Genomic DNA, 25,600 nt, shown 5'->3' with positions numbered 1-25,600 from the left:
GGCTGTCGGTCTGCTCTCTTCCTTCGTCAGAAATTGCTGGCTGCTGTCCGGGCGGGTCTCAGCCGACCGCGCCCTCCATCTGCAGCTCGATCAGCCGGTTGAGCTCGAGGGCGTACTCCATGGGCAGTTCCTTGGCGATCGGCTCGACGAAGCCGCGCACGATCATGGCCATCGCCTCGAACTCGCTGAGACCGCGGCTCATCAGGTAGAAGAGCTGGTCCTCGGAGACCTTGGAGACGGTCGCCTCGTGGCCCATGGACACGTCGTCCTCACGGACGTCCACGTAGGGGTACGTGTCGGAGCGGGAGATGGTGTCGACCAGCAGCGCGTCGCAGAGCACGTTGGACTTGGAGCCCGCGGCGCCCTCGCCGATCTCGACCAGGCCGCGGTAGGAGGTACGGCCGCCGCCGCGCGCCACCGACTTGGAGACGATGTTGGACGAGGTGTTCGGCGCCATGTGGACCATCTTGGAGCCGGCGTCCTGGTGCTGGCCCTCGCCCGCGAAGGCGATGGAGAGCGTCTCGCCCTTGGCGTGCTCGCCCATCAGGTAGACGGCCGGGTACTTCATCGTCACCTTGGAGCCGATGTTGCCGTCGATCCACTCCATGGTCGCGCCCTCGTAGGCGACGGCACGCTTGGTGACCAGGTTGTAGACGTTGTTCGACCAGTTCTGGATGGTCGTGTAGCGGCAGCGGGCGTTCTTCTTGACGATGATCTCGACGACCGCGGAGTGCAGCGAGTCCGACTTGTAGATCGGGGCGGTGCAGCCCTCGACGTAGTGCACGTAGGCACCCTCGTCGACGATGATCAGGGTCCGCTCGAACTGGCCCATGTTCTCCGTGTTGATACGGAAGTAGGCCTGGAGCGGGATCTCGACGTGCACGCCCTTCGGCACGTAGATGAAGGAGCCGCCGGACCACACGGCCGTGTTCAGCGCGGCGAACTTGTTGTCGCCGGCCGGGATGACGGTGCCGAAGTACTCCTTGAAGAGCTCCGGGTGCTCCTTCAGGGCGGTGTCGGTGTCGAGGAAGATGACGCCCTGCTCCTCCAGGTCCTCGCGGATCTGGTGGTAGACGACCTCCGACTCGTACTGGGCGGCGACACCGGCGACGAGGCGCTGCTTCTCGGCCTCCGGGATGCCCAGCTTGTCGTAGGTGTTCTTGATGTCCTCGGGCAGGTCCTCCCAGGACTCCGCCTGCTTCTCCGTGGAGCGCACGAAGTACTTGATGTTGTCGAAGTCGATGCCCGACAGGTCCGAGCCCCAGTTCGGCATGGGCTTCTTCTCGAACAGCTTCAGACCCTTGAGGCGCAGCTTCGTCATCCACTCCGGCTCGGACTTCTTGCCCGAGATGTCACGGACGACGTCCTCGTTCAGGCCGCGCCTGGCAGAGGCACCGGCCACGTCGGAGTCGGCCCAGCCGTATTCGTACTTGCCCAGGCCCTCGAGTTCGGGGTGGGCAGTCTCCGTGGGGAGAGTCATGCGGGGTTCCTCCCGGCCGTGCTTGCAGATGCGTTGTCGCTGGTCTTGGAAATCTTGGGGATGAACGTGGTGCAGACGCCGTCGCCGTGGGCGATGGTCGCCAGTCGCTGGACGTGGGTACCCAGCAGCTCCGCGAAGATCTCCGTCTCCGCCTCGCACAGCTGCGGGAACTGTTCCGCCACGTGGGCGACCGGGCAGTGGTGCTGGCACAGCTGTTCGCCGACCGGTGCGCTGCGCGCCGTAGCAGCGTACCCGTCCGCGCTCAGGGCCTTGGCCAGCGCTTCGGCGCGCTTGTCGGGCCCGGCCTCCTCGACCGCCGCACGGTAGGCGCCCGCCTGGGCGGCGATCCGGGCGCGGGCGAAGGCGGCCACCGCGTCGGCGCCGCCCTCCTGGTCGGCGATCCAGCGCAGGGCGTCCGCGGCGAGCGCGTCGTACGACTGGTCGAAGGCGTCGCGGCCGCAGTCGGTCAGCGCGAACACCTTGGCGGGGCGGCCGCGGGTGCGCGTGCCGTAGACCCGCTGCTCGCGCGCCTCGACGACGTCGTCGGCGACCAGAGCGTCCAGGTGGCGCCGCACGGCGGCCTGGGTGAGCCCCAACCGCTCGGCCAGCTCGGCGACGGTGGAGGGGCCGTGGTCCAGGATCGACCGCGCGACCCGGTTGCGCGTCGAGCGGTCCGACCGCACCCCGGCCGCGAGCTCCTCGTGCGGGGTCCCCGTGGGGGTCTCCCGAGCCTCGCCGTCGTATTTCACAACACCATTGTTGCGTAATTCCTCGGAGACTGACAAGCGCCGTCCGGATCACCCCACGGTGCCCTGCGTCACTTAGGCATACCTAATCCGACCTGCGGAAACGACCCCTGACCAGCCGCGGGCCGGCCGCGCACCGCCGCCCGCCGCCCCGGCCGGCCGGACAACTCGGTGGCGCCCCCGGGCCCGCTCGGGAAGACTCCCGGAACATGCCGACACCCGCCGCGACCGGCCCTCTTGTCACCCGGGACACCGTCAGCACACAGCTGCGGCGGCTGGGTGTGGAGACGGGCGAGACCCTGCTCGTGCATTCCTCGCTCAGTTCCCTCGGCTGGGTCAACGGCGGCGCCGTCGCCGTCGTCCAGGGGCTCCTCGACGCCCTCGGCACTTCCGGCACGCTCGTGGTGCCCACCCAGTCGGGTGACCTGTCCGACCCGGCGGTGTGGCAGCATCCGCCGGTGCCCCCCGAATGGTGGGCCACGGTCCGCGCCACCATGCCCGGCTACGACCCGCTGGTCACGCCCTCGCGCGGGGTCGGCGTGATCCCGGAGACCGTGCGCACCTGGCCGGGCGCCCTGCGCAGCGCGCACCCGCAGACCTCCTTCGCCGCGCTCGGGCCCCGCGCGGCCCACGTCGTGGCGGACCACGCCACCGACTGCCGGCTCGGCGAGCGCAGCCCGCTGGCCCGGCTGGAGCGGCTGGGCGCCCGGGTCCTGCTGCTCGGCGCGGGCTACGGCGCCTGCACCAGCTTCCACCTGGCCGAGTACCGCATCCCCTCCCCGCTGGTCGTGGTCGGCCGGCCGGCCCCGGGCGGCGGCTGGGAGACGGTGACCGAGGTGTCGATCACCTCGGACCGGTTCGACGAGCTCGGCCACGACTTCGAACGGGACCGGCCGGTCGTGCGCGGCCGGGTCGGGGCGGCCGAGGCGAGGCTGTTCCCGGTCGCGGAGGCCGTGGCCTACGCCGAGCGCTGGCTGCCGCTGCACCGGCCCCGTGAGGAGTACCTTCCGCACCCGCCCGCATGAGGGCCGCGGCGGCTCCCTAGACTCTGGATCCATGCGAAGTGAGCCCGCCCAGCCGTCTCCCGACCACCACCCCCCAGGAGGACGCTTCGCGCCGCACCCGGTCATCGAGGTGCAGGGCCTGGTGAAGCGGTACGGCACCAAGACCGCCGTGAACGGCCTCGACCTGGTGGCCCGGGCCGGAGTCACCGCCGTACTCGGGCCCAACGGGGCGGGCAAGACGACCACGATCGAGACCTGCGAGGGGTACCGGAGGCCGGACTCCGGCACGGTGCGCGTCCTGGGCCTCGACCCGGTCCGCCAGTCCGCCGAGCTGCGCCCCCGCATCGGCGTGATGCTCCAGTCCGGTGGTGTCTACTCCGGCGCCCGCGCTGACGAGATGCTGCGCCACGTGGCCCGGCTGCACGCGCACCCGCTGGACGTGGACGCGCTCGTCGAGCGCCTCGGCCTCGGCTCCTGCGGCCGGACGAGCTACCGGCGGCTGTCCGGCGGCCAGCAGCAGCGGCTCGCGCTCGCCATGGCCGTCGTGGGCCGCCCCGAGCTGGTGTTCCTCGACGAGCCGACCGCCGGCCTCGACCCGCAGGCCCGCCGCGCCACCTGGGACCTGGTGCGCGACCTGCGCGCCGACGGCGTCTCCGTGATCCTCACCACGCACCACATGGACGAGGCCGAACAGCTCGCCGACGACGTCGCGATCGTCGACGGCGGCCGGGTCATCGCCCAGGGCTCCCCGGAGGAGCTGTGCAAGGGCGGAGCCGAGAACACCCTGCGCTTCACCGGCCGCCCCGGCCTCGACGTGGCCTCGCTGCTCAAGGCGCTGCCCGCCGACTGCACGGCGGCCGAGCTGACCCCCGGCGGCTACCGGGTCGTCGGCAAGGTCGACCCGCAACTGCTGGCCACGGTCACCTCGTGGTGCGCCCAGCACGGAGTGATGCCGGACCGGATCTCGGTGGAGCGGCACACCCTCGAGGACGTCTTTCTGGAACTGACCGGCAAGGAGCTGCGGTCGTGAGTGTCGGTACCTACGCCCCGAAGCCGGGTGCGGCGCCCCTTCCGCGCATGATCGCGGCCCAGGCGGCGCTGGAGACGAAGATGCTGCTGCGCAACGGCGAGCAGCTGCTGCTGACGGTCGTGATCCCGACCCTGCTGCTGGTCCTCTTCAGCTCCGTCGACATCGTCGACACCGGCGCCGGCAAGGCGGTCGACTTCCTCGCCCCGGGTGTCCTGGCCCTCGCGGTGATGTCCACGGCCTTCACCGGCCAGGCCATCGCGACCGGCTTCGAGCGCCGCTACGGCGTGCTCAAGCGGCTCGCGGCCTCCCCGTTGCCCCGCTGGGGCCTGATGACCGCGAAGACGGCCTCCGTGCTGGTCACCGAGGTCCTCCAGGTGATCCTGCTGACGGTGATCGCCTTCGCGCTGGGCTGGTCCCCGCACGGGAACCCGGCCGCCGTCCTGCTCCTGCTGGTCCTCGGCACCGCCGCCTTCTCCGGTCTCGGGCTGCTGATGGCCGGCACCCTGAAGGCGGAGGCGACGCTGGCCGCCGCCAACCTGGTCTTCCTGCTGCTGCTCGTCGGCGGCGGGGTGATCGTGCCGCTGGAGAAGTTCGGCACGGCCGGTCAGCAGGTGCTCGGGCTGCTGCCCATCTCCGCGCTCTCCGACGGGCTGCGGGCCGTGCTCCAGCACGGGTCCGGCACGCCCTGGGGCGACCTGGGCGTCCTCGCCGTCTGGGCGGTCGTGGGGCTGGCCGCCGCCGGGAAGTTCTTCCGCTGGGAGTAGCCGGGCGGGACCCTCGGGTCGTGCGCGGGAGGGGACCCTCGTGAACGCGTGCACAAGCGGCGGCCTACCATGGTGCGCGTGCCAAAGCTGAACCGTGCCGACGCCGTAGTGGCCGTGCGCAACCCGCTCGCCTTCGTCGCCGACCGCTGGACCCCGGATCCCCGGACCGTGCAGCGGGCGGCGCTCGCCGCGCTCGTCATGTCGGTGATCATCGTCGTCACCGGCGGCGCCGTGCGGCTGACCGGGTCGGGCCTCGGCTGCCCGACCTGGCCGACCTGCACCGACGACTCGCTGACCACCACCCGGGCCATGGGTTTCCACGGGGTCATCGAGTTCGGCAACCGCATGCTGACCTACGTGCTGTGCGCGGCCGTCGGCTGGGCCATCGTCGCGGCGCGCGCGCAGAAGCCGTGGCGGCGCGCGCTGACCCGGCTGGGCTGGGCGCAGTTCTGGGTGGTCATGGGCAACGCCGTGCTCGGCGGGATCGTGGTCCTGGTGGGCCTGAACCCGTACACGGTCGCCGCGCACTTCCTGCTCTCCTCGGCGCTGATCGCCGTCGCCACGGTGATGTGGCAGCGCACCCGCGAGGGCGACGGGGCGCCGCGCCCGCTGGTCGGCAAGGCCGTGCAGCAGCTCGTGTGGTTCCTGGTGGCCGCATCCACGCTGCTCATCGCGGTCGGCACGGTGGTGACCGGGTCCGGGCCGCACGCGGGTGACTCCAAGGAGGTCGCGCGGATCCCGATCGACTGGGAGACGGTCAGCAAGCTGCACGCCGTGCTCGCCTGGATCGTGGTGACGCTCACCTTCGCCCTGTGGTTCGTCCTCAAAGCCGTCGACGCCCCCCGGGGGCCGCTCGGCCGTACCCGCGAGCTGTTCCTGATCCTGCTCGCGCAGGGTGTCATCGGCTACGTCCAGTACTTCACGCACCTGCCCGAGATCCTGGTCGGACTGCACATGCTGGGCTCCTGCCTGGTGTGGATCGGCGTTCTGCGGGTGCTGCTGTCGCTGCGCGAACGACCGGAGGACGCGCTCGACCTGCCCGGCCCCTCGGCCGAGGTACCGGTCGGCACCCGCGCCTGAGCCACATCTGAGCCGGGCCTGCCGTCAGCCGTACGTCGCGACCAGCGCGTCGATCGCGGGCCCCAGGTAGGCGCGAGTCAGCTCGGCCCTGACAGCGAGCCGGTGGCCGTCCGCGGGGGCTGGGTCCGGTCCGGGTGCGGGGTCCGGTCCAGGGACGGTGTCGGGGTAGCGCCGCCGTTCGATGTCCGCGACGACCTCCTCGGGCGCCCCGAGCCGGCGCAGCTCCCCCAGCGCCTCCCGTTTGGTGACGAGCCGGCCCTCGCGCAGGGTCACCGTGGCGCGGGCGAAGGTCAGCAGGCCCAGGTCGACCCAGATGTCCTGCCGCCACAGCCGGGCCTTGTCCACCGCGGGCCGCCAGTAGTCCCGCTGGTCCCGGACGACGAAGCCGCGCAGTCGCGCGTCCGGCACCTCGGGGAGCAGCCCGGCGGGCGCCTCGCCGGACAGCACCCGGCCGAAGTCGTGCAGCTCGCGCCGGGTGACGGGGGTGACCGGCCGGCGCATCAGCCGGCCGTGCGCCCAGGTGAGGTGCGGCCGCGCGGAGTCGTCCAGGGTGCCCGGGGCGACGTAGCTGCAGTGCAGCCGGCCGGCGAGCGGCTCGGCCCGCAGCCGCCGGTGCGCCGTCGCCACCTTGCGCACGGTCCCGAGCCCCGGCGGCTCCCGCAGCACCGCGATCAGGTCGAGGTCACTGCGCCCCTCCTGGTAGTCCCCGCCGGCCAGCGACCCGTGCGCCCAGACGGCACGGGTCCCCAGCGGCGCCAACTCCCTGAGGAAGCGCGCGAGAAGCACGTCGGTCGGCATCGCCCCAGTCTGCGGGGAACCGCTGCCGCGGTACACCCCGCGGGTGCGGCATGCCCTCGGAGCACGGCGAGCCCTGGCCGCTCGGACGGCGTCCCGCTCCCGCCGGGACCCGGCGCGCGCGGCGGGTGCCGCCCCACAGGGGCCGCGCCGCCCACGGCGGCGGGAGTGCCCGCACGCGTGGGGCCCGGCCCTTTGCCGCCGCCGGGGAGGGACCCGCCGCGCGGGCCGCGCAAGCCACCGTTTCCCGGGCCCGTCGATGCGCTCGCCCGCATGGGCCATGACCCCTCGGGCAGCGCGCCTCCGACGTGCCCAGCGCCCACTCGGGCGCCCCGGCAGCCGCCCCCCGCCGAGCCCCCTCGCTCCCCCTCACTCCAGCCCGTACACCCGCCGTGCGTTCCCCGCCGCCACCATGTGGGCCACGCGCTGGGCGTCCTCCGGGCACCAGGCGCCGTCGGCCACCCAGGTGCCGAGGACGCGGGCCAGGGACTCGCGGAACAGGTGGGCGCCGACGACGTGGAGTTCGGGCAGGGCGTGGGCGCCGCTGGAGAAGAGGATCTTGCCGAAGGGGGCGAGTTCCAGGATCTCGGCGAGGACGGTGGCCGCGCGGGCGCCGGTGCGGACGAGGGCCGCGCCGGAGTCCGCGTAGACGTGCGGGAACACACCGGCCAGATGGGCGGCGTGCCGGTGATACGGGTAGCCGTGCAGCAGGATCAGGTCGGTGCCGAGCCCCGCCGTGGCCCGTACGAAGTCGGTGAGCAGCACCGGGTCGGTGCGGTCGATGCGGGAGCCGGGCTCGCCGAGTCCCGCGTGCAGTTGCAGGGGCAGGCCGGAGGCTACGGCGATCCACAGCAGGTGCCGCAGCAGCACCGGGTCCGTCAGCTCGCCGCCCACCCGCCGCCCGGCCAGCCAGCGGCCGGCGGCGCCCCGCACCTCGCCCGGCCCCGGGGGTTCGGGGGCCAGGGCGAGACCGTGCCGGAGGCAGGCGACGGAGGTGAAGGCGACCGCCCCGGCGGCCGCGCCGTGCACCGACTCGGCGAGGTTGGCGAGGAAGGACTCGACGGTGCCCGAGGTGTCGGCGACCTGCTCGGCGAGCAGTTCGAGGCGGACGATCTCCCGGGCCTCGGCGTCGCCCGTGGAGGCCATCTCGTCCGGGCCGGTGAGGTCCCCGGGCAGCCCGGTGTCGACCAGGTAGGTGGTGATGCCGCTGCCCCGCAGCAGCCTGCGGCCCGCCTCCAGCACGCCGAGTTCGCGGCGCCGGGCGAGGTAGCGGGCGGGCGGGCAGTGCGGTTCGAGGCCGAGCAGGGGCGGGCACCAGCGGCGTACGGCGAAGCCGGTCTGGGTGTCGAAGAGGGTGGTGCCCGGGGCCGGCGGGCCCGCGGTCCGGACGAGCTGGGCCTCGAAGGTGCCGAGACCCAGCTCCGTGCGCAGTACGCCGTGGCAGTACTGGTCCACGAGGGACGGCGTTTCGATCATTCCGGCTCCCCGGGAGGACGCGTGGGCGCTGCGCTGGCCTACAGGTCCTAACGGGTGAGCGGGGTGTCAGGTCGCGGTCCGGCCACGGTCCGGTACCGAAGCGCGCCCGCCCGCGGGCCGCGCTCCGGCGCACAACCGCAGCTCGACCGCGGCCCGGCGGCGGCCCGTCCGCTGGTCGGGACGCTGCTCAGGCACTCCTGAGCAGCGACCGTACGCTGCTCAGGCGCTCCTCGGCCCCGACCGTACGCGGCCCGAGCGCTCCACGGCCGCGCCGGCCGACCGACCGCGCCTAGCCGCCGACCTGGATGCCGGCCATCCGCTTCCACTCGTACGGCCCCGTCGCCACCTTCGCGGCGAACTCGCCGTCGAAGGACTCGTGGACGGTGATGCCGGCCTTCGCCACCGCCTGCTCGGCGGTCGCGGTGTCCGGGGCCACCAGGTCGCCCCAGCCGCCGTCCTCGCCGACGAGCACGATCCGGGCGCCGCGCTCGCCGATGTGGGCCACCTGGCCCTCCGCACCGCCGTGCGCCTTGGCGAAGGCGGTGATCTGCCGGGCGAGCTTCGCCGCCGTGCGCTCGGCCTTGGGGTCAACCTGCTGCGTGTCTGCCATGGCCAGGATGCTACCGACGGGTAGATCGAACGGCGACGGGAGGGGTGCGTGGCCTTGGCCACGCACCCCTCCCGTCGGGAGTCAGGACGTTCAGCGCAGGAACGGGTCCACCGCGACCGCGACGAACAGGATCGACACGTAGGTGATCGACCAGTGGAAGAGCCGCATCTCCTTCAGCTTCGCGCCGGTCACCTCGGCCTTGGCGCGGTTCTGCAGCCCGTGGGCCTCCCACAGCCAGAACCCGCCGGCCGCGAGCGCGACCAGGGTGTAGAACCAGCCCGTGTAGCCGAGCGGGGTCAGCAGCAGGGAGACGGCGACCATCACCCAGCTGTAGATCACGATCTGCCGGGCGACCACCTTGTTGGAGGCGACCACCGGGAGCATGGGCACGCCCACGCGCGCGTAGTCGTCCTTCACCTTCATGGACAGCGGCCAGTAGTGCGGCGGCGTCCAGAAGAACATGACGAGGAAGAGGACGACCGGCGCCCACGACATGGAGTTCGTGACCGAGGACCAGCCGATCAGCACGGGCAGACAGCCGGCGATGCCGCCCCAGACGATGTTCTGCGAGGTACGCCGCTTGAGGATCATCGTGTAGACGACGACGTAGAAGAGGAGCGCTCCGAGCGAGAGCCAGGCGCTCAGCCAGTTGACGGTCAGCCCGAAGAGCAGCGTCGAGACGACCGCCAGCGTGATGCCGAAGGCCAGGCACTCGCGCGGGCTCACCATGCCGGTGACCAGCGGGCGCTGCGAGGTACGGTCCATCAGGGCGTCGATGTCCCGGTCGATGTACATGTTCAGCGCGTTGGCGCCGCCCGCCGAGAGGTAGCCGCCCAGACAGGTCAGCAGCACCAGCCCGAGGTCGGGCACGCCCTGCTGCGCCAGGAACATCACCGGCACCGTGGTGATGAGCAGCAGCTCGATGATCCGCGGCTTGGTCAGCGCCACGAACGCCTTGACACGGGCCCCGAACGGCCGGTGAACCGGGCTCCGGCTCGCACCGGCGAGCACACCCTCCCCCAGGGCCTCAACGGCCTGGGAGGTGGCCCCAGGACGGGATTCGACGGCCGTCACGCACACCCCTGACAGAGACATCCCAGCAAGCCTCCCCGTGTGAGGTCCCGGTAAAAGGCTCGCGCGTACCACGCCACTTTAGACGTTGCCCATACCCCGGCCTTCGCGGGGGTGGGCTCGTGTTGACGGGCGGCCCGTTTGAGATCTTGGGTGACTCGATTGAGCGGTCAGATGAGCGGCTCCGTATTCATGTGCCGAATATGTCTTCGGCCAGTCGGGAGGCGGATCTCCGAGAGTCCCGGCAGTCTGGAATGACTCGAAAAAACGCACGTCCTTACGGGGGTAGGCTCGACAACGGCCGGTGGGCAGGCAGTGCACCGGCGGCCGGGTGAGGGCACGTCCCGAAAGACCGGCGACCGACATGTGGAGAGGAGCCCTGACCCAGGGTGAGCACCAAGCCGACCACCACAGACCTTGAGTGGACCGACCTGGACCAGCGGGCCGTGGACACCGCCCGTGTTCTTGCCGCCGACGCCGTACAGAAGGTCGGCAACGGCCATCCCGGAACGGCGATGAGCCTGGCCCCGGCCGCATACACCCTCTTCCAGAAGGTGATGCGGCACGACCCGGCCGACCCGGAGTGGGTCGCGCGTGACCGCTTCGTGCTGTCCGCCGGCCACTCGTCCCTGACCCTCTACACGCAGCTCTTCCTGGCCGGCTTCGGCCTGGAGCTGGACGACCTGAAGGCCTTCCGCACCTGGGGCTCCAAGACGCCGGGCCACCCGGAGTACGGGCACACCAAGGGTGTCGAGACCACCACCGGCCCGCTGGGCCAGGGTGTGGCGAACGCGGTGGGCATGGCCATGGCCGCCCGCTACGAGCGCGGTCTGTTCGACCCGGAGGCCCCGCAGGGCGAGTCCCCCTTCGACCACTACATCTACTGCATCGCCGGCGACGGCTGCCTGCAGGAGGGCATCTCGGCCGAGGCGTCCTCGCTGGCCGGCCACCAGAAGCTGGGCAACCTGATCCTGCTGTGGGACGACAACCACATCTCGATCGAGGGCGACACCGAGACGGCCGTCTCCGAGGACACGGTCAAGCGGTACGAGGCCTACGGCTGGCACGTGCAGCGGATCGCCCCGAAGCCGGACGGCGACCTCGACCCGCACGCCATCTACAACGCCATCGAGGCCGCGAAGCAGGTCACCGACCGGCCGTCGTTCATCGCCATGCGCTCGATCATCGCCTGGCCGGCCCCGAACGCGCAGAACACCGAGGCCGCGCACGGCTCGGCGCTCGGCGACGACGAGGTCGCGGCCACCAAGCGCGTCCTCGGCTTCGACCCGGAGCAGGCCTTCGAGGTCTCCGAGGAGGTGCTCGCCCACACCCGCCAGGCCCTGGACCGGGGCCGCGAGTACAAGGCGGAGTGGGAGAAGTCCTTCCAGGAGTGGCGCGACGGCAACGCCGAGCGCGCGGCCGACTTCGACCGCATCAGCGGCGGCGAACTGCCCGCCGGCTGGGAGGAGAAGCTCCCGGTCTTCGAGACGGGCAAGGCCCTCGCCACCCGTGCCGCCTCCGGCAAGGTACTCCAGTCGCTCGGCGCGGTGATCCCCGAGCTGTGGGGCGGCTCCGCCGACCTCGCCGGCTCGAACAACACCACCATCGACAAGGACAGCTCCTTCCTTCCGGTGGGCAACCCGCTGCCCGAGGCATCCCCGTACGGCCGCACGATCCACTTCGGCATCCGCGAGCACTCCATGGGCGCGGAGCTGAACGGCATCACGCTGCACGGCAACACCCGCGTCTACGGCGGCACCTTCCTGGTGTTCTCCGACTACATGCGCAACGCGGTGCGGCTGTCGGCCCTGATGCACCTGCCGGTGACGTACGTCTGGACGCACGACTCCATCGGTCTCGGCGAGGACGGCCCCACCCACCAGCCGGTCGAGCACCTCGCCTCGCTGCGCGCCATCCCGGGTCTGAACGTCGTCCGCCCGGCGGACGCCAACGAGACCGCGATCGCCTGGCGCGAGATCCTCAAGCGCTACACCAAGGAGTTCGGCAAGGGCGCCCCGCACGGCCTCGCGCTGACCCGCCAGGGCGTGCCGATCTACGAGCCCAACGAGGACGCGGCGCGCGGTGGTTACGTGCTGTTCGAGGCCGAGGGCGGCGAGCCCCAGGTGATCCTGATCGCCACCGGTTCCGAGGTCCACGTCGCCGTCGAGGCCCGCGAGCAGCTCCAGGCCGAGGGCGTGCCGACGCGCGTCGTGTCGATGCCGTCGGTCGAGTGGTTCGAGGAGCAGGACCAGGGGTACCGGGACTCCGTGCTGCCGCCGTCCGTCAAGGCCCGTGTCTCGGTCGAGGCGGGCATCGGCCTGACCTGGCACAAGTATGTCGGGGACGCCGGCCGCATCGTTTCCCTGGAGCACTTCGGTGCCTCCGCCGACGCCAAGGTCCTCTTCCGCGAATTCGGTTTCACCGCCGAGAACGTGGCCGCCAAGGCGCGGGAATCCATCGCCGCCGCCCAGCGCTGACGCTCATATACGACACGTAGGAGATGTAATTCCATGACAGACGCACTCAAGCGCCTCTCCGAGGAAGGCGTCGCGATCTGGCTGGACGACCTGTCGCGCAAGCGGATCACGTCCGGCAACCTCGCGGAACTGATCGACCAGCAGCACGTCGTGGGCGTCACCACCAACCCGACGATCTTCCAGAAGGCGATCTCGCAGGGCGACGGTTACGACCAGCAGCTCTCCGACCTCGCCGCGCGCAAGGTCACCGTCGAAGAGGCCATCCGCATGATCACGACGGCGGACGTCCGCGACGCCGCCGACATCCTGCGCCCGGTCTTCGACGCCACGGACGGCCAGGACGGCCGGGTCTCCATCGAGGTCGACCCGCGTCTCGCGCACAACGAGAAGGCGACCGTCGCCGAGGCCCGTCAGCTGGCCTGGCTCGTCGACCGCCCGAACACCCTGATCAAGATCCCCGCCACGATGGCGGGCGTCCCGGCGATCAGCTCGGTCATCGGTCTCGGCATCAGCGTCAACGTCACCCTGATCTTCTCCCTGGAGCGGTACCGCGCCGTCATGGACGCCTACCTCTCCGGTCTGGAGCGGGCCAAGGAGCGCGGCCTGGACCTGTCGAAGATCCACTCCGTGGCGTCCTTCTTCGTGTCCCGCGTGGACACCGAGATCGACAAGCGGCTGGAGGGCATCGGCACCGAGGAGGCCAAGGCGCTGCGCGGCAAGGCCGCCGTCGCCAACGCCCGGCTGGCGTACCAGGCGTACGAGGAGGTCTTCTCCTCCGACCGCTGGAACGCGCTGGAGAAGGCGGGCGCGAACAAGCAGCGTCCGCTGTGGGCGTCGACCGGTGTGAAGGACCCGGCGTACCCGGACACCCTCTACGTCACCGAGCTGGTCGCGCCGAACACGGTCAACACCATGCCGGAGGCCACGCTGGAGGCCACCGAGGACCACGGCGAGATCACCGGCGACACCGTCTCGGGCACCTACGAGCAGGCGCGTGCCGACCTGGACGCGCTGGAGAAGCTCGGCGTGTCGTACGACGACGTCGTGCAGGTGCTGGAGGAGGAGGGCGTCGAGAAGTTCGAGGCGTCCTGGAACGACCTGCTCAAGTCCACCCAGGCGGAGCTCGAGCGCCTCGCCCCTTCGGAGGGCTGACTTGTCACCCGTTTCCGGTTCCGGAGCGAACCCGCTTCGTGACCCGGCCGACCGACGGCTCCCGCGCATCGCGGGGCCGTCGGGTCTGGTCATCTTCGGTGTCACGGGCGACCTGTCCCGCAAGAAGCTGATGCCCGCGGTGTACGACCTCGCCAACCGGGGTCTGCTGCCGCCGGGCTTCTCGCTGGTGGGCTTCGCCCGCCGCGACTGGGAGCACGAGGACTTCGCCGAGGTCGTCCACGACGCGGTCAAGGAGCACTCGCGCACCCCGTTCCGTGAGGAGGTCTGGCAGCAGCTCATCCAGGGGATGCGCTTCGTCCAGGGCACCTTCGACGACGACGAGGCGTTCGAGCGGCTGCGGGCCACCATCGAGGAGCTGGACAAGGCGCAGGGCACGGGCGGCAACTTCGCCTTCTACCTGTCGGTGCCGCCGCGCTCCTTCCCGGTGGTCATCCAGCAGCTCAAGAAGCACGGCCTCGCCGACCAGACCGAGGGCTCCTGGCGGCGGGCGGTCATCGAGAAGCCGTTCGGGCACGACCTGGCGTCGGCCGAGCAGCTTAACAAGGTCGTGCACGAGGTGTTCGAGCCGGACCAGGTGTTCCGGATCGACCACTACCTCGGCAAGGAGACCGTCCAGAACATCCTGGCGCTGCGCTTCGCCAACACCATGTTCGAGCCGATCTGGAACCGGTCCTTCGTGGACCACGTGCAGATCACCATGGCCGAGGACATCGGCATCGGTGGCCGAGCGGGCTACTACGACGGCATCGGCGCCGCCCGTGACGTCATCCAGAACCACCTGCTCCAGCTGCTCGCGCTGACCGCGATGGAGGAGCCGGCCTCCTTCGGCGCGGACGCGCTGGCCGCCGAGAAGACCAAGGTGCTCGGCGCCGTACGGCTGCCCAGGGACCTGGGCCGCTCCACGGTGCGCGGCCAGTACGCGGCCGGCTGGCAGGGCGGCGAGAAGGTCATCGGCTACCTCGAAGAGGACGGCATCGACGCCAAGTCGAAGACCGACACCTACGCGGCCGTGAAGCTGGAGATCGACAACCGCCGCTGGGCGGGCGTCCCCTTCTACCTGCGCACCGGCAAGCGGCTGGGCCGCCGGGTCACCGAGATCGCCGTGGTGTTCCAGCGGGCCCCGCACTCCCCCTTCGACCACACGGCGACGGAGGAGCTGGGCTCGAACGCGGTCGTCATCCGCGTCCAGCCCGACGAGGGCATCACGGTCCGCTTCGGCTCCAAGGTGCCGGGCACCTCGATGGAGATCCGGGACGTGTCGATGGACTTCGCCTACGGCGAGTCGTTCACGGAGTCCAGCCCGGAGGCCTACGAGCGGCTGATCCTGGACGTGCTGCTCGGCGACGCCAACCTCTTCCCGCGCACCGAGGAGGTCGAGCTGTCCTGGCAGATCCTCGACCCGATCGAGCGGTACTGGGACAAGCACGGCAAGCCCGCGCAGTACCGGTCGGGCACCTGGGGACCCGTGGAGGCGGACGAGATGCTCGCACGAGACGGACGGAGCTGGCGCCGGCCATGAAGATAGACCTGACCGGCACCACCGCCGGTGCGATCAACAAGGCGCTCGTCAAGGGCCGCCGCGCCATCGGCACCCCCGCCGTCGGCATGGTCCTCACCCTCGTCATCGTCACCGACGAGGAGAACGCCTACGACGCCCTGAAGGCCGCCAACGACGCCTCGCGCGAGCACCCGTCGCGCACGCTGGTGGTCATCAAGCGCGTCTCCCGCTCCCCGCGCGACCGCACGTCCTCACGGCTGGACGCCGAGGTGCGGGTGGGCGCGGACGCGGGCACCGGCGAGACGGTCGTGCTGCGGCTGTACGGCGAGGTGTCCGACCACGCCGACTCGGTGGTGCTGCCGCTGCTGCTGCCGGACGCCCCGGTGGTCGTGTGGTGGCCGGTGAACGCCCCGCTGGACCCGGCGAAGGACCCGCTGGGCGCGCTGGCCCAGCGCCGGGTCACCGACACCTACACCGCCGAGGAGCCGGTGCGGGAGCTGTCCGCCCGCGCCGAGACCTACAAGCCCGGCGACACCGACCTGTCCTGGACCCGGATCACGCCCTGGCGCTCGATGCTGGCGGCGGCCCTGGACCAGGTGGTCTGCGACGTGGAGACCGTCGAGGTCGAGGGCGAGGAGTTCAACCCGAGCTGCGAGCTGCTGGCGATGTGGCTCGCGGACCGGCTGGACGTCCCCGTCCGGCGCTCGCTGTCCTCGGGCCCGGGCCTGACCGCCGTCCGCATGACCACCAGCGGCGGCCCGATCGTCCTGGACCGCGCCGACGGCTCACTGGCCACCCTGGCCATCGACGGGCAGCCGGCCCGCGCGGTGGCGCTCAAGCGCCGGGACACCGCCGAGCTGATCGCGGAGGAGCTGCGCCGGCTCGACCCGGACGACACCTACGCGTCGGCGCTGCGCTTCGGCGTGGACCGGCTGGCCACCGTCCCGGAGCCCGCGTCCGGCGAGCGGTCCGGCGAGGACATTCCCGACTCCCCTGACAGCACCGAGGGTTCCGGCGAGCCGGTCGCGGAGCCGGAGCCGGAGCGGCGGGCGGCCAAGGCGCCGGCCAAGAAGGCGGCCGCCAAGCGGGCCCCGGCGAAGAAGGCGGCGGCGAAGTGAGCACCCCTCAGCTCGTCGTGCACCGCGACAAGGACCTGATGGCGCAGGCCGCCGCGGCCCGCCTGATCACGAAGATCGTGGACGCCCAGGCCTCCCGGGGTCACGCGTCCGTGGTCCTCACCGGCGGCCGCAACGGCAACGGCCTGCTGGCCGCGCTGGCGACGGCACCGGCCCGGGACGCCATCGACTGGGGCCGCCTGGAGCTGTGGTGGGGCGACGAGCGGTTCCTGCCCGAGGGCGACCCGGAGCGCAACGTCACGCAGGCCCGCGAGGCCCTGCTGGACTCCGTACCGCTGGACCCGGAGCGCGTGCACGCCATGCCCGCCTCCGACGGCCCGCACGGCGCGGACGTGGAGGCCGCGGCGGAGGCCTACGCGCAGGAGCTGGCGAAGGCGGCCGGCCCCGAGAACCACGGCGCGGTGCCGTCCTTCGACGTCCTGATGCTGGGCGTCGGCCCGGACACCCATGTGGCCTCCCTGTTCCCGGAGTTGCCGGCGGTACGGGAGACCGAGCGGACGGTGGTGGGCGTCCACGGCGCCCCGAAGCCCCCGCCGACCCGGGTCACCCTGACCCTTCCGGCGATCCGCTCGGCCCGTGAGGTCTGGCTGCTCGCGGCCGGCGAGGACAAGGCGGAGGCCGCGGCCATCGCCCTGTCGGGCGCGGGCGAGATCCAGGCTCCGGCGGCCGGGGCGTACGGCCGTTCCCGCACCCTGTGGCTGCTGGACTCGGCGGCGGCCTCACAGCTGCCGCGGTCGCTGTATCCGCCGGCGTCGCCGTGACCATCTGAATCTCCGCGGAACGAGGGCGGCAGGGGACGACTCCCCTGCCGCCCTCGCCGTATGCGCCGGCTCCCCGTCAACAGGTCCTCGGCCGACCCCTGTTCGCCATCCCTCCTTCACCATCTCCACGAAAGATTCATACAACACTCAACTTTTATGTATGCTCTGGGCGCATCGATCGCACCACTGAGGGGGGACCTCATGCGCATACGCCTCACCCTGGCCGCCACCGCCACCGCCGTCGCCGCCACGCTCGCCGTCGTCATCGCCGCTCCGGCGCAGGCCGCCGAGTACTCCTCGGCCCTGAAGATCAAGGGCGCCCAGTACGACGCACCGGGGCGGGACTCGAACCGCTGCGCCACGGGCAACAGCAAGAGCGAGTACCTGACGGTCCGGAACTACTCGCGCACCGCGAAGGTGAACCTCAAGGGCTACGTCGTCAAGGACGCCACCGGCAACAGGTTCACCTTCCCCTCGAACCACTACCTCGAGCCCGGCGACTACGTGAAGCTGCGCGGCGGCCACGGCACCGACTCGGACGCCAAGAACGTCGTCTACCGCCAGAACTGCAACTTCATCTGGAACAACGACAAGGACACCATCTACCTGTACAAGCCCTCCGGCGCCCACGCGGACACCCACGCCTACACCAGGTCGCGCGACGACCGGGACGGCAACGGCTACATCACCTTCCACGGCTGACAGCGCGGCGTCCGAGGAGGGTGACCATGCATCCGTACAAGAGCCCGAACCGCCGCGTCCGGCTGTGGGCGGCGGCCGTGGCCCTGCTGGCCGCCGGCGCCGCCGGCTGCGGGTCCGCGGACGACGGCGCGGCCAAGGCGTCGACGCCCGCGCCCCGGCCCACCGTGACCGTCACGTCGACGGCCACGGTGACCGCCACGCCCGAGCCCGGGCCGACGGTCACGAAGACGAAGACCGTCAGGAAGCCCGGACCGACCGTCACCGTGACCGTCACCCGGGCCGCCTCCGGCACCGTGCGCAGCGGCAACACCGGCACCGGCACCGGCACGTGCTCCATACGCTCCAACGCGGGCAACTGCTACGCGGCGGGCCAGTTCTGCCGGAACAGCGATCACGGCGCGACGACGACCACCGCGAGCGGCAGCCGGATCAGATGCGCCTACAGCTCCAACGCCTGGCGCTGGACGTACGCCTGATCCACGCGGACGGGGGGAGGGGGCGGTGGCCGTGGCCACCGCCCCCTCCCCCGTGTGCCGTCTGCGCCGCGTCAGGCGCGCACGGCGTTGACCCGCTCGGGTCCGCCCTCCAGCCGGCCGCGGACGCGGAGTTCTGCCACGTCGGCGGCGAGGCGGTCGCGGATGTCCTTGCCGGTGCGGCGCCAGCCGAAGAACTCGGCGGCCAGTTTGATGAGTTCGTCCTCGGACATGCCGGGGCACTCGGCGGCCAGCTCGTACAGCGCCAGGTGCCGTTCGGCCGGTGCGACGTGGACGACCTTGCGGGGCGTGGTGCCCTCCTCCGGGTGCCGGGCCTTCGGCCGCTGCCTGCCCGTCGTGTCGTAGAAGGCGTCGGCCTCCGCCGCCCGCCCGGAGCGGACCAGGGTGCGGGCCACCTCCCGGACGTTGTCCCGGATGCGGGCGCCCGCGCGCTGGACGCCCCAGGCCTCACGGGCGCGCTGGACCAGCAGGTCCTCGTGGATGGGGCCTTCGGCCTCGATGACCTGGGCGAGCACCTCGCGCAGCGCGGGCCGCGCCTCCGGGGTGTGCAGTTCGAAGTGCGGCACGACCGCCGGGACCGCGCCGGCCCGGTACGGGTCGCTCCAGTCGCGTTCCGTCACGGCCTCGACGGGGACGCGCTCGAACTCCACCGCCGTGTCCTGCCGCGGGCCGCCGCTCACCGGGGCGGCCGGGGCGGCGTCCGCTTCCGGTACGTCCCCGGCCGGCGCTGCCGGTGCCGCCGCCGGTGTGCCCAGCGGACCCTGGGCGACGGCCTGTTCGACGGCCTCCCGCAGGCGCAGTTCGGCGGCCGCGCGGCCCCGGTACCAGTCCGTGCCCCAGATGCGGTGCAGCCGCCAGCCGAGTCCGTTCAGGACCTGCTCGCGCAGCCGGTCCCGGTCCCGGGCGGCCTTGGAGGAGTGGTACATGGCACCGTCGCACTCGATGCCGAGGGCGTAGGCGCCCGGCAGCCCGGGGTGGCGCACGCCGAGGTCGATGCGGTATCCGGCGACGCCGACCTGCGGCTGGACGCGGTAGCCCCAGCCGCGCAGGACCGCGAGCACGGACTCCTCGAACGGGCTGTCCGGTTCGGCGTCGGACTGGACGACGTCCCGGGCGAGGACCGCGGGGCCGTTCTCGGCGTACTCGAGGTAGCGCTTCAGGTACTGCACGCTCTCGTTAAGGCTGTCCTGCAGGCTCGTGCCGCGGAAGGAGGCGACCACCTCCATCCGGTAACGGGCGCGGGTGACGGCCACGTTGAGGCGGCGCCAGCCACCGGCCTTGTTGATCGGACCGAAGTTGCGGCCCACCTTGCCGTGCTCGTCGGGTCCGTAGCCGACGGACATGATCATCACGTCGCGCTCGTCACCCTGCACCGACTCCAGGTTCTTGACGAAGAAGCCGTCGAGGCGGTCGTCGGTGAAGCAGCGGTCGAGGTCGGGACGGGCCAGCCGGGCCTGCTGGACGGCCTGGTCGATGGCCGAGGCCTGTGCCTGGGAGAGGGCGACGACGCCGAGGGTCCTGCCGGGACGGGTGTCGAAGTGGTGCAGCACACGCTGGGCGACAAACTCGGCCTCCGCCTGGTTGTCCCGGCGTCCGCCCCGGTCGTAGACGCCGTCGGCCTTCAGGAAGGCGACACCGACGTCGTTGCCCTCGTCGAGGGCGCCGGGGAAGGTGATCATCGAGTTGTCGTAGAACTCGCGGTTGCTGAAGGTGATCAGGTCCTCGTGGCGGCTGCGGTAGTGCCAGCGCAGCGGCAGTTCCCGCATGGCGCCGGCCTTGCACGCGTGCAGCAGCGACTCGAAGGAGTCCGGTACGTCGTCCGCGTACTCGTCCGAGTCGTCCTCGACGGAGGAGTCGAAGAACGAGGTCGGAGGGAGCTGTTTGTCGTCACCGGCGACGATCAGCGTGCTGCCGCGGTAGACGCAGTTGACCGCGTCGCTGGGACGGACCTGGGAGGCCTCGTCGAAGACGACCACGTCGAAGTGGAAGTCGGACGGCAGGAACTGGCTGACCGTCAGCGGGCTCATCATGAAGCAGGGCTTGACGGCCTGGACGACCTCCCGGGTCCGGCCGAGCAGCTCGCGCACCGGCATGTGCCGGGTCTTCTTCTCCGCCTCCCGGATGATGACCGCGGCGGCCCCGCCGGCGAACCGGCGCGGCCGGCGCTTGTTGCACGCCTCGGTCACCGCTCCGGCGGCGGCCGCGACCAGCCGCCGGTCGGCGTCCCGGAAGTCGGCCACGCGGGCGTCGAGGTCGTCGGCACGGGTGCTGCGCAGCCGGGGGTCGGTGGCCAGGACGCCGTCCGCCCAGGCCCGCAGCAGCGCCTGGACGACCACGTCGGGCAGCCGCTCCGGGTCGAGTCCGCGTTCGGCCGCGCCGGCGACGAGGCCGTCCGCTCCGTGCCGGGCGAGCACCGCGACACCGTCCCGGTGGGCGTGCCACACCTCGGGCCCCTCGGGATCGTCGCGCAGCGCGCCGACGACCCGTTCGGCCTGGTCGAGGGGGCCCAGCAGCGAGGCGGACAGCTGGGTGCGGCGCGGGGTGTCGAACAGGTCGAGCAGGTCGGTCACGGAGCGGGTCCAGCGCTCGGCCCGGGCCTCGGCGGCGGAGCACCAGGCGGCCAGGGCCCCGCGGACGCTCTCGGCCAGCAGGCCGGGGAGCGGATCGGTGTCGGCGTCGTCGGCGAGACGGTCGACGAGCGGTTCGCGGGGCGCGGCCCCGCGACTCGCCGCCTCGATGCGGTCGGCCGTCGCCAGCGCCCGTTCCAGGTCCGCGTACGCCTCCGGGGTGCGCGGGGTGTAGCGGCCGAGCAGGGCGGAGTGCGCGTCGGCCAGCCGGGTCACCTCGGCGGCGGCCCGCTGCCAGGCCAGCGCCTGCTCCAGCCGGCCCGTCAGGGCCTTGTCCCAGGCGCCGGCGCGGGTGAGCGCGGCCACGGCGGCCCGGTCGGCCTTGTACTGCGCCGAGAAGCGGGCCATCAGCCCGCGGTGCTGCTCGGCGAAGCGTCCCGCGATCGCGGGGAGGTCGCCGGCGGTGAGGACCTGCTCGCCGAACACGTCGGCGGCGGCCGCGCGGGCCGCGGCCGCGGCGTCCAGGGCCGTGCGCAGCTCGTGCGCCACCGTGTGGGCGCGGCGCAGGACGTCGCCGTCGAACCATCCGCGCGGCGGGCGGTGGCCGGCGGCCGTCAGGTCGGCCAGCTCGCACAGCGCGAACGCGGCCTCGGGGTGGTCGGCCTTCGGCATGCCGAACAGGTCGGCGAGCTGGGCGACCTGGCCGGTGACGTCCTCCGGCAGGGTGCCGTCCGCCGGGGCCGCCGCCCGGTCGGGGAGCCCGGCCCGCAGGGAGCGGACGAGTTGCTGTGTCTCGCGCACCGAACGGGGTTCGTCCTGGGTGACGGCGAAGGGTCGGCGCCCGGACACCGTGAGCAGGGCGCCGAGCGCGTCGGCGGCCTCGGAGACCACCTGGTGCGCGGAGGTGCCGACCAGGCCCCGCCACGGGAAGGCGTCGCCCTCGGCCGCGGGTCGCCAGGCACGGGCGACCGCCTGGGCCGCGGCGGCGAGCTCCTGCAGGGCACCGGCGGTCAGGGTGCGGACGACGTCGGCGTTCTCGGCGGCCGGCGCCAGCCTCGGCGTATCCGACTGCTCCAGCAGCACCAGGCGGCCGAGGACGTCGTGCAGGCTCTGCCCCAGGGGGTCGCGGGTCTCGTTCATGGCCGCCGCATACGCGGACAGCTCCTCGCGCAGTCTGCGCGCGCTCCAGTTCGTGCTCGGCGGCGCCGGTGACGCGGACCTCGGTGGTCAGCATCCGGGCGAGTTCGGTGGCCACGGCCTTCTTACTTGTGTCACCGCTGTGCAGCGCCATGACGAAGTCGCCGAGTCCGACCCCGCGCAGCCGGTTGCGGACGACGTCGAGCGCGGCGGCCTTCTCACTGACGAACAGCACGCTGCGGCCGGCGTGCATGAGCGCGGCGATCATGTTGGTGATGGTCTGGCTCTTGCCGGTGCCGGGCGGGCCGCTCATCACGAAGGAGCGGTGGTCGAGGGCGGCGGCGACGCACTGGCGCTGCGAGGCGTCCGCGTCGAGGACCAGCGGGGTCCGCTCGGGAAGCTGGACGTCGTCGATGCGGTCCAGGTCCGGGGGCTCGAAGGCGATCAGGTCGTCGGGCAGGCCCGCGTCGGGCCCGAGGGCGACGGCGCGCACCAGCGGGTGCGCGAGGATCTGCTCCTCGTTGGTCTGGAGGTCCTGGTACATGGCCTCGCGGTGCGAGGCGAACAGGCCGAGCACCACGCGCTCCTGGACCGACCAGCCCTTGAGGCCGGCCGCGACCGCGCGGGCCGCGGACAGCACGCCCGCGAGGTCGGCGGTGTCGGTGCCGGTGACGCGTGACCAGTCGATGCCGGTCCGCTCGAGTTTCACCCCGAGGGCCGGGTTGTGCACGCGCTCCTGGTCCTCGGCCGGCCGGAGCCGGTAGCGGCGGTTGCCGTCCCGGACCAGCTCGACCGGGACCAGGAGCAGCGGCGCGGCACTGCTCTCGTGGGCGTCGGCCTCCCGCCAGTCGAGCATGCCGACGCCGAGCCAGAGCACCCACAGGCCGTAGTCGTTGTACATCTGGCCGGACCTCTGGCGCAGTTGGTAGAGCGCGGCGTCCAGTGAGGCCTGGCTGTTCTTCTGGGTGACGATCCCGGGACGGGTCTGCCGGCCGGTCGTCTCCCCCGGGTCGCCGGCCTTCTCCAGGCCGACGCCCGCGGCCTGCTCCTGGACGGGCGCGAACTCCCAGCCCCGCGCGAGGTCCGCGAGCAGGTCCTCGGCGCGGGGGGAGGCGATCTCGAGGGTCGAGGTCCTCGTATGGCGGAAGTTGAGCAGCCGGTTGCGTCCGCCCATGTCCAGCAGTGAGTTCCGCCAGCTGTCGAGGACGGCCTTCATCTTGGACTGGGGCTGGTGGGCCATGTGGTGGATACCTCCCGAGCGGCACGCACAGGGGTAGCCACCCTCACAGGCCCCCCGGAGACACCTGCCTATCAGTCAGTTGCTCCTGACACGCCGGTGATCCACGAGACGGTATGTATTTGTTGTGAAAGGGATGCACGCATGATGTGCACGTACGGTTCGGTCACTTGACCGAGCCAGCCATCACGCCCTGCACGAAGTGCCGCTGGAAGGCGAAGAAGACGACGACCGGGACGATCAGGGAGAGGAAGGCGCCCGGGGCCAGGACGTCGATGTTGCTGCCGAACTGGCGTATCTGGGACTGGAGCTGCACGGTCAGCGGCTGGGAGGAGCTGTCGGCGAACAGCAGGGCCACCAGCATGTCGTTCCAGACCCACAGGAACTGGAAGATGGCGAGCGAGGCGATCGCCGGGCGGCCCACCGGCAGGACCAGGCGGGTGAAGATGCGCCACTCGCTGCCGCCGTCCATCCGGGCCGCCTCCAGCATCTCCTTGGGCATCTCCGCGAAGTAGTTCCGCAGCAGGAACACCGCGAACGGCAGGCCGTAGGCGACGTGGAAGAGGACCACACCGGGGATGGTGCCGAACAGGCCGAGCTGCCCGAAGAGTTTGGCCACCGGCAGCAGGCCGATCTGCACCGGCACCACCAGCAGGGCGACCACCAGCAGGAAGAGCGGTTCGCGGCCGGGGAAGTCCAGCCAGGCGAAGGCGTATCCGGCGAGTGCCGCGATCACGACGACCAGGGTGGTCGCCGGCACCGAGATCAGCACGGTGTTCCAGAAGGCCTGCGTCATGCCGGAGTTCTTCAGCAGCGCCGCGTAGTTGTCGAGGGACAGCCGGCCCGGACTGGTGAGCGCGGTCCACCAGCCCCCCTTGGCCGTGTCCTGCGCCGAGCGCAGGGAGGACACGAACAGTCCCGCGAGGGGGGTCAGCCAGACCAGGCCGATCACCACGAGGAACGCCTGGACCAGGCCGTTGCCCAGGCCGCGCCGGATCGCGTTCATCGCTGGCTCCTTCGGAATCGGCGGACGTTGATGACCATCGCGGGGATCACCAGGAGCAGGAGCAGCACGCCGAGCGCACTGCCGAGTCCTTGGTTGTTGCCGCCGCCGAAGGACACGAGCCACATCTGCGTCGCGAGCACCGTGGCGTCCTCCTGCACCGGCCCTGGCGCGATGATGTAGACGAGGTCGAAGACCTTCATCACGTTGATCACGAGGGTCACGAAGACGACCGTGAGCACGGGGGCGAGCAGCGGCACGGTGATGCGGCGGAAGATCTGCCACTCGTTCGCGCCGTCCATCCGGGCCGCCTCCAGCGCGTCCCGCGGGAGGGCGGCGAGACCCGCGCCGATCAGGACCATCGCGAAGCCGGTCCAGATCCACAGGTACGCCCCGATGATCGCCGGGGTGACGAGGGCCGGGCCGAGCCAGGAGACGCCCTGGTAGGGCGGGGCGAAGTTGCCGGCCGGCAGCTTCACGGCGTACGAGCCGTCGTCGAGGCCGGTGAAGCGGAAGGAGCCGTCGCCGGCGGTCGTGGTGCTCGCGACCGTCCGTCCGTCGCGGGTCGCCTCGACCTTCATGCCGGGCAGCCCGCTCTCCTTCGGGTCGACCTTGCCGGGCCTGCCTCCCCCGCCGGGTGTGAAGTCCAGGTAGACGACGCCGCGCAGCTCACCGGGGGCGGCCCGGTGGGGGGCCGCGGCGGCGGGCGAGGCGCCCTGGGGCAGGTTCTTGGGCAGCACCCCGACCAGGCCGAGGGCCACCGAGTCACCCGGGGACAGGGCGGTCGCGGTCAGGTACGAGCCGTCCCGCCCCCGGGTGAGGTCCTGTCCGTCGCGCGCCCGCGCCGTGGGGTACGACGAGGTGCCCGCGAAGGCGTCGTGCACCGAGACCACGGCGGCGTTGAGGACGCCCTTGTCGGGGTCCTCGTCGTAGGCGAGCCGGAAGATGATGCCGGCGGCCAGGAAGGAGACCGCCATCGGCATGAACAGCAGCAGTTTGAACGCGGTGGCCCAGCGGACCTTCTCCACCAGGACGGCCAGGATCAGGCCGAGGCCGGTCAGCAGGGCCGGGGCGACGACGACCCAGATGGCGGTGTTGCGGATGGCCTTGACGGTCGCCGGGTCGCGGAACATCTCGGTGTAGTTGCCGCCGCCGACGAAGCGGGTGCCGGACGCGTCGAAGAAGCTGCGTCCGACGGAGAACAGCACCGGGTAGACGACCAGCGCGCCGAGCAGCAGCAGCGCCGGGAAGACGAAGAGCAGGGCGACGATCCGGCCCCGCCGCCGGGTGCGACGCCTGCGGGTCGCACCGGCGGCGGGCGGGCTCGCCTCTTTGTGCACGAGCGTGGTGGCGGTCATC

The 25,600-nt window shown here is 72.0% G+C and carries 20 protein-coding genes and 1 pseudogene; 11 read left to right on the top strand and 10 right to left on the bottom strand.

Annotated elements, in window-relative coordinates:
* Nucleotides 1–58 precede the first annotated feature (58 nt).
* Nucleotides 59–1,480 (bottom strand): Fe-S cluster assembly protein SufB, encoded by a 1,422-nt coding sequence (sufB, locus tag PV343_RS34440; RefSeq protein ID WP_225828092.1) that lies wholly within the window; start codon nt 1,478–1,480, stop codon nt 59–61.
* Nucleotides 1,477–2,229 (bottom strand): helix-turn-helix transcriptional regulator, encoded by a 753-nt coding sequence (locus PV343_RS34435; RefSeq protein WP_319150960.1) that lies wholly within the window; start codon nt 2,227–2,229, stop codon nt 1,477–1,479. Before PV343_RS34435 ends, sufB begins: the two co-directional genes overlap by 4 nt.
* Before the next feature lie 206 nt (nt 2,230–2,435).
* Between PV343_RS34435 and PV343_RS34430 the strand changes: the two genes are divergently transcribed.
* The 4 genes from PV343_RS34430 to PV343_RS34415 all read left to right on the top strand — a co-directional run bounded on the left by PV343_RS34430 (nt 2,436) and on the right by PV343_RS34415 (nt 6,104).
* The gene (locus PV343_RS34430; protein WP_319150959.1) at nt 2,436–3,251 is read left to right on the top strand and encodes an AAC(3) family N-acetyltransferase; all 816 of its coding nucleotides are present in this window, start codon (nt 2,436–2,438) and stop codon (nt 3,249–3,251) included.
* A gap of 31 nt (nt 3,252–3,282) precedes the next feature.
* A complete protein-coding gene (locus tag PV343_RS34425; protein WP_319150958.1) occupies nt 3,283–4,260 on the top strand; it encodes an ABC transporter ATP-binding protein in 978 nt (325 codons plus the stop codon).
* 47 nt (nt 4,261–4,307) lie between these two features.
* Nucleotides 4,308–5,024 (top strand): ABC transporter permease, encoded by a 717-nt coding sequence (locus PV343_RS34420; RefSeq protein ID WP_319150987.1) that lies wholly within the window; start codon nt 4,308–4,310, stop codon nt 5,022–5,024.
* A gap of 69 nt (nt 5,025–5,093) precedes the next feature.
* Nucleotides 5,094–6,104 (top strand): COX15/CtaA family protein, encoded by a 1,011-nt coding sequence (locus PV343_RS34415; RefSeq protein WP_319150957.1) that lies wholly within the window; start codon nt 5,094–5,096, stop codon nt 6,102–6,104.
* Between the two features lie 24 nt (nt 6,105–6,128).
* Here PV343_RS34415 and PV343_RS34410 read toward each other — a convergent pair whose 3' ends face one another.
* From PV343_RS34410 to PV343_RS34395, 4 genes are all read right to left on the bottom strand, one after another.
* Nucleotides 6,129–6,902: a nucleotidyltransferase domain-containing protein gene (locus tag PV343_RS34410; RefSeq protein WP_319150956.1), complete on the bottom strand. Its 774-nt coding sequence runs from the start codon at nt 6,900–6,902 to the stop codon at nt 6,129–6,131.
* A gap of 366 nt (nt 6,903–7,268) precedes the next feature.
* Nucleotides 7,269–8,375, bottom strand: coding sequence for an amidohydrolase family protein (locus tag PV343_RS34405; protein WP_319150954.1), 1,107 nt, complete (start codon nt 8,373–8,375; stop codon nt 7,269–7,271).
* Nucleotides 8,376–8,664: 289 nt separating this feature from the next.
* Nucleotides 8,665–8,985, bottom strand: a complete 321-nt coding sequence (locus PV343_RS34400; protein ID WP_166662821.1) for a hypothetical protein — start codon at nt 8,983–8,985, stop codon at nt 8,665–8,667.
* 90 nt (nt 8,986–9,075) lie between these two features.
* Nucleotides 9,076–10,065: a heme o synthase gene (locus PV343_RS34395; protein ID WP_043475208.1), complete on the bottom strand. Its 990-nt coding sequence runs from the start codon at nt 10,063–10,065 to the stop codon at nt 9,076–9,078.
* A gap of 380 nt (nt 10,066–10,445) precedes the next feature.
* Between PV343_RS34395 and tkt the strand changes: the two genes are divergently transcribed.
* The 7 genes from tkt to PV343_RS34360 all read left to right on the top strand — a co-directional run bounded on the left by tkt (nt 10,446) and on the right by PV343_RS34360 (nt 18,279).
* Nucleotides 10,446–12,533, top strand: a complete 2,088-nt coding sequence (gene tkt, locus PV343_RS34390; RefSeq protein WP_319150952.1) for a transketolase — start codon at nt 10,446–10,448, stop codon at nt 12,531–12,533.
* A 33-nt stretch (nt 12,534–12,566) separates the two neighbouring features.
* Nucleotides 12,567–13,685 carry a transaldolase gene (tal, locus tag PV343_RS34385; protein ID WP_319150951.1) on the top strand — a complete coding sequence of 373 codons (1,119 nt, stop codon included), beginning with the start codon at nt 12,567–12,569 and terminating at the stop codon, nt 13,683–13,685.
* A 1-nt stretch (nt 13,686) separates the two neighbouring features.
* Nucleotides 13,687–15,225, top strand: a complete 1,539-nt coding sequence (gene zwf / locus PV343_RS34380) for a glucose-6-phosphate dehydrogenase (protein ID WP_020939309.1) — start codon at nt 13,687–13,689, stop codon at nt 15,223–15,225.
* The gene (opcA, locus tag PV343_RS34375; RefSeq protein WP_319150949.1) at nt 15,222–16,322 is read left to right on the top strand and encodes a glucose-6-phosphate dehydrogenase assembly protein OpcA; all 1,101 of its coding nucleotides are present in this window, start codon (nt 15,222–15,224) and stop codon (nt 16,320–16,322) included. Before zwf ends, opcA begins: the two co-directional genes overlap by 4 nt.
* The gene (gene pgl, locus PV343_RS34370) at nt 16,319–17,101 is read left to right on the top strand and encodes a 6-phosphogluconolactonase (RefSeq protein ID WP_319150948.1); all 783 of its coding nucleotides are present in this window, start codon (nt 16,319–16,321) and stop codon (nt 17,099–17,101) included. Before opcA ends, pgl begins: the two co-directional genes overlap by 4 nt.
* Before the next feature lie 201 nt (nt 17,102–17,302).
* Nucleotides 17,303–17,803: a lamin tail domain-containing protein gene (locus PV343_RS34365; protein ID WP_319150947.1), complete on the top strand. Its 501-nt coding sequence runs from the start codon at nt 17,303–17,305 to the stop codon at nt 17,801–17,803.
* Nucleotides 17,804–17,829: 26 nt separating this feature from the next.
* A complete protein-coding gene (locus tag PV343_RS34360) occupies nt 17,830–18,279 on the top strand; it encodes a hypothetical protein (protein ID WP_319150946.1) in 450 nt (149 codons plus the stop codon).
* A 71-nt stretch (nt 18,280–18,350) separates the two neighbouring features.
* On the opposite strand, the gene PV343_RS34355 is transcribed toward PV343_RS34360, so the two are convergent.
* The 4 genes and pseudogenes from PV343_RS34355 to PV343_RS34340 form a co-directional block, all read right to left on the bottom strand.
* On the bottom strand, nt 18,351–22,004 hold the full coding sequence (locus tag PV343_RS34355) for a DUF3320 domain-containing protein (protein WP_319150945.1): 3,654 nt from the start codon (nt 22,002–22,004) through the stop codon (nt 18,351–18,353).
* 232 nt (nt 22,005–22,236) lie between these two features.
* A pseudogene (locus PV343_RS34350) lies at nt 22,237–23,175 on the bottom strand (DUF4011 domain-containing protein); the annotation flags it as partial.
* A gap of 229 nt (nt 23,176–23,404) precedes the next feature.
* Nucleotides 23,405–24,244, bottom strand: a complete 840-nt coding sequence (locus PV343_RS34345) for a carbohydrate ABC transporter permease (protein WP_319150944.1) — start codon at nt 24,242–24,244, stop codon at nt 23,405–23,407.
* Nucleotides 24,241–25,599: an ABC transporter permease subunit gene (locus PV343_RS34340; protein WP_319150943.1), complete on the bottom strand. Its 1,359-nt coding sequence runs from the start codon at nt 25,597–25,599 to the stop codon at nt 24,241–24,243. Before PV343_RS34340 ends, PV343_RS34345 begins: the two co-directional genes overlap by 4 nt.
* Nucleotide 25,600 lies beyond the last annotated feature (1 nt).

The organism is Streptomyces sp. WI03-4A, assembly GCF_033792105.1.
Classification (GTDB): Bacteria; Actinomycetota; Actinomycetes; order Streptomycetales; family Streptomycetaceae; genus Streptomyces; species Streptomyces collinus_A.
This window is presented reverse-complemented; position numbering and strand designations above follow the sequence as displayed.

What these genes read in the sequence shown, in the direction of transcription:
- PV343_RS34415 (WP_319150957.1), top strand. Translation starts at nt 5,094, where the DNA reads ATGGTGCGCGTGCCAAAGCTGAACCGTGCCGACGCCGTAGTGGCCGTG.
- PV343_RS34345 (WP_319150944.1), bottom strand. Translation starts at nt 24,244, where the DNA reads ATGAACGCGATCCGGCGCGGCCTGGGCAACGGCCTGGTCCAGGCGTTC.
- PV343_RS34405 (WP_319150954.1), bottom strand. Translation starts at nt 8,375, where the DNA reads ATGATCGAAACGCCGTCCCTCGTGGACCAGTACTGCCACGGCGTACTG.
- PV343_RS34360 (WP_319150946.1), top strand. Translation starts at nt 17,830, where the DNA reads ATGCATCCGTACAAGAGCCCGAACCGCCGCGTCCGGCTGTGGGCGGCG.
- PV343_RS34425 (WP_319150958.1), top strand. Translation starts at nt 3,283, where the DNA reads ATGCGAAGTGAGCCCGCCCAGCCGTCTCCCGACCACCACCCCCCAGGA.
- PV343_RS34400 (WP_166662821.1), bottom strand. Translation starts at nt 8,985, where the DNA reads ATGGCAGACACGCAGCAGGTTGACCCCAAGGCCGAGCGCACGGCGGCG.
- PV343_RS34365 (WP_319150947.1), top strand. Translation starts at nt 17,303, where the DNA reads ATGCGCATACGCCTCACCCTGGCCGCCACCGCCACCGCCGTCGCCGCC.
- PV343_RS34430 (WP_319150959.1), top strand. Translation starts at nt 2,436, where the DNA reads ATGCCGACACCCGCCGCGACCGGCCCTCTTGTCACCCGGGACACCGTC.
- opcA (WP_319150949.1), top strand. Translation starts at nt 15,222, where the DNA reads ATGAAGATAGACCTGACCGGCACCACCGCCGGTGCGATCAACAAGGCG.
- PV343_RS34355 (WP_319150945.1), bottom strand. Translation starts at nt 22,004, where the DNA reads ATGAACGAGACCCGCGACCCCCTGGGGCAGAGCCTGCACGACGTCCTC.
- tal (WP_319150951.1), top strand. Translation starts at nt 12,567, where the DNA reads ATGACAGACGCACTCAAGCGCCTCTCCGAGGAAGGCGTCGCGATCTGG.
- sufB (WP_225828092.1), bottom strand. Translation starts at nt 1,480, where the DNA reads ATGACTCTCCCCACGGAGACTGCCCACCCCGAACTCGAGGGCCTGGGC.
- PV343_RS34410 (WP_319150956.1), bottom strand. Translation starts at nt 6,902, where the DNA reads ATGCCGACCGACGTGCTTCTCGCGCGCTTCCTCAGGGAGTTGGCGCCG.
- PV343_RS34340 (WP_319150943.1), bottom strand. Translation starts at nt 25,599, where the DNA reads ATGACCGCCACCACGCTCGTGCACAAAGAGGCGAGCCCGCCCGCCGCC.
- PV343_RS34420 (WP_319150987.1), top strand. Translation starts at nt 4,308, where the DNA reads ATGATCGCGGCCCAGGCGGCGCTGGAGACGAAGATGCTGCTGCGCAAC.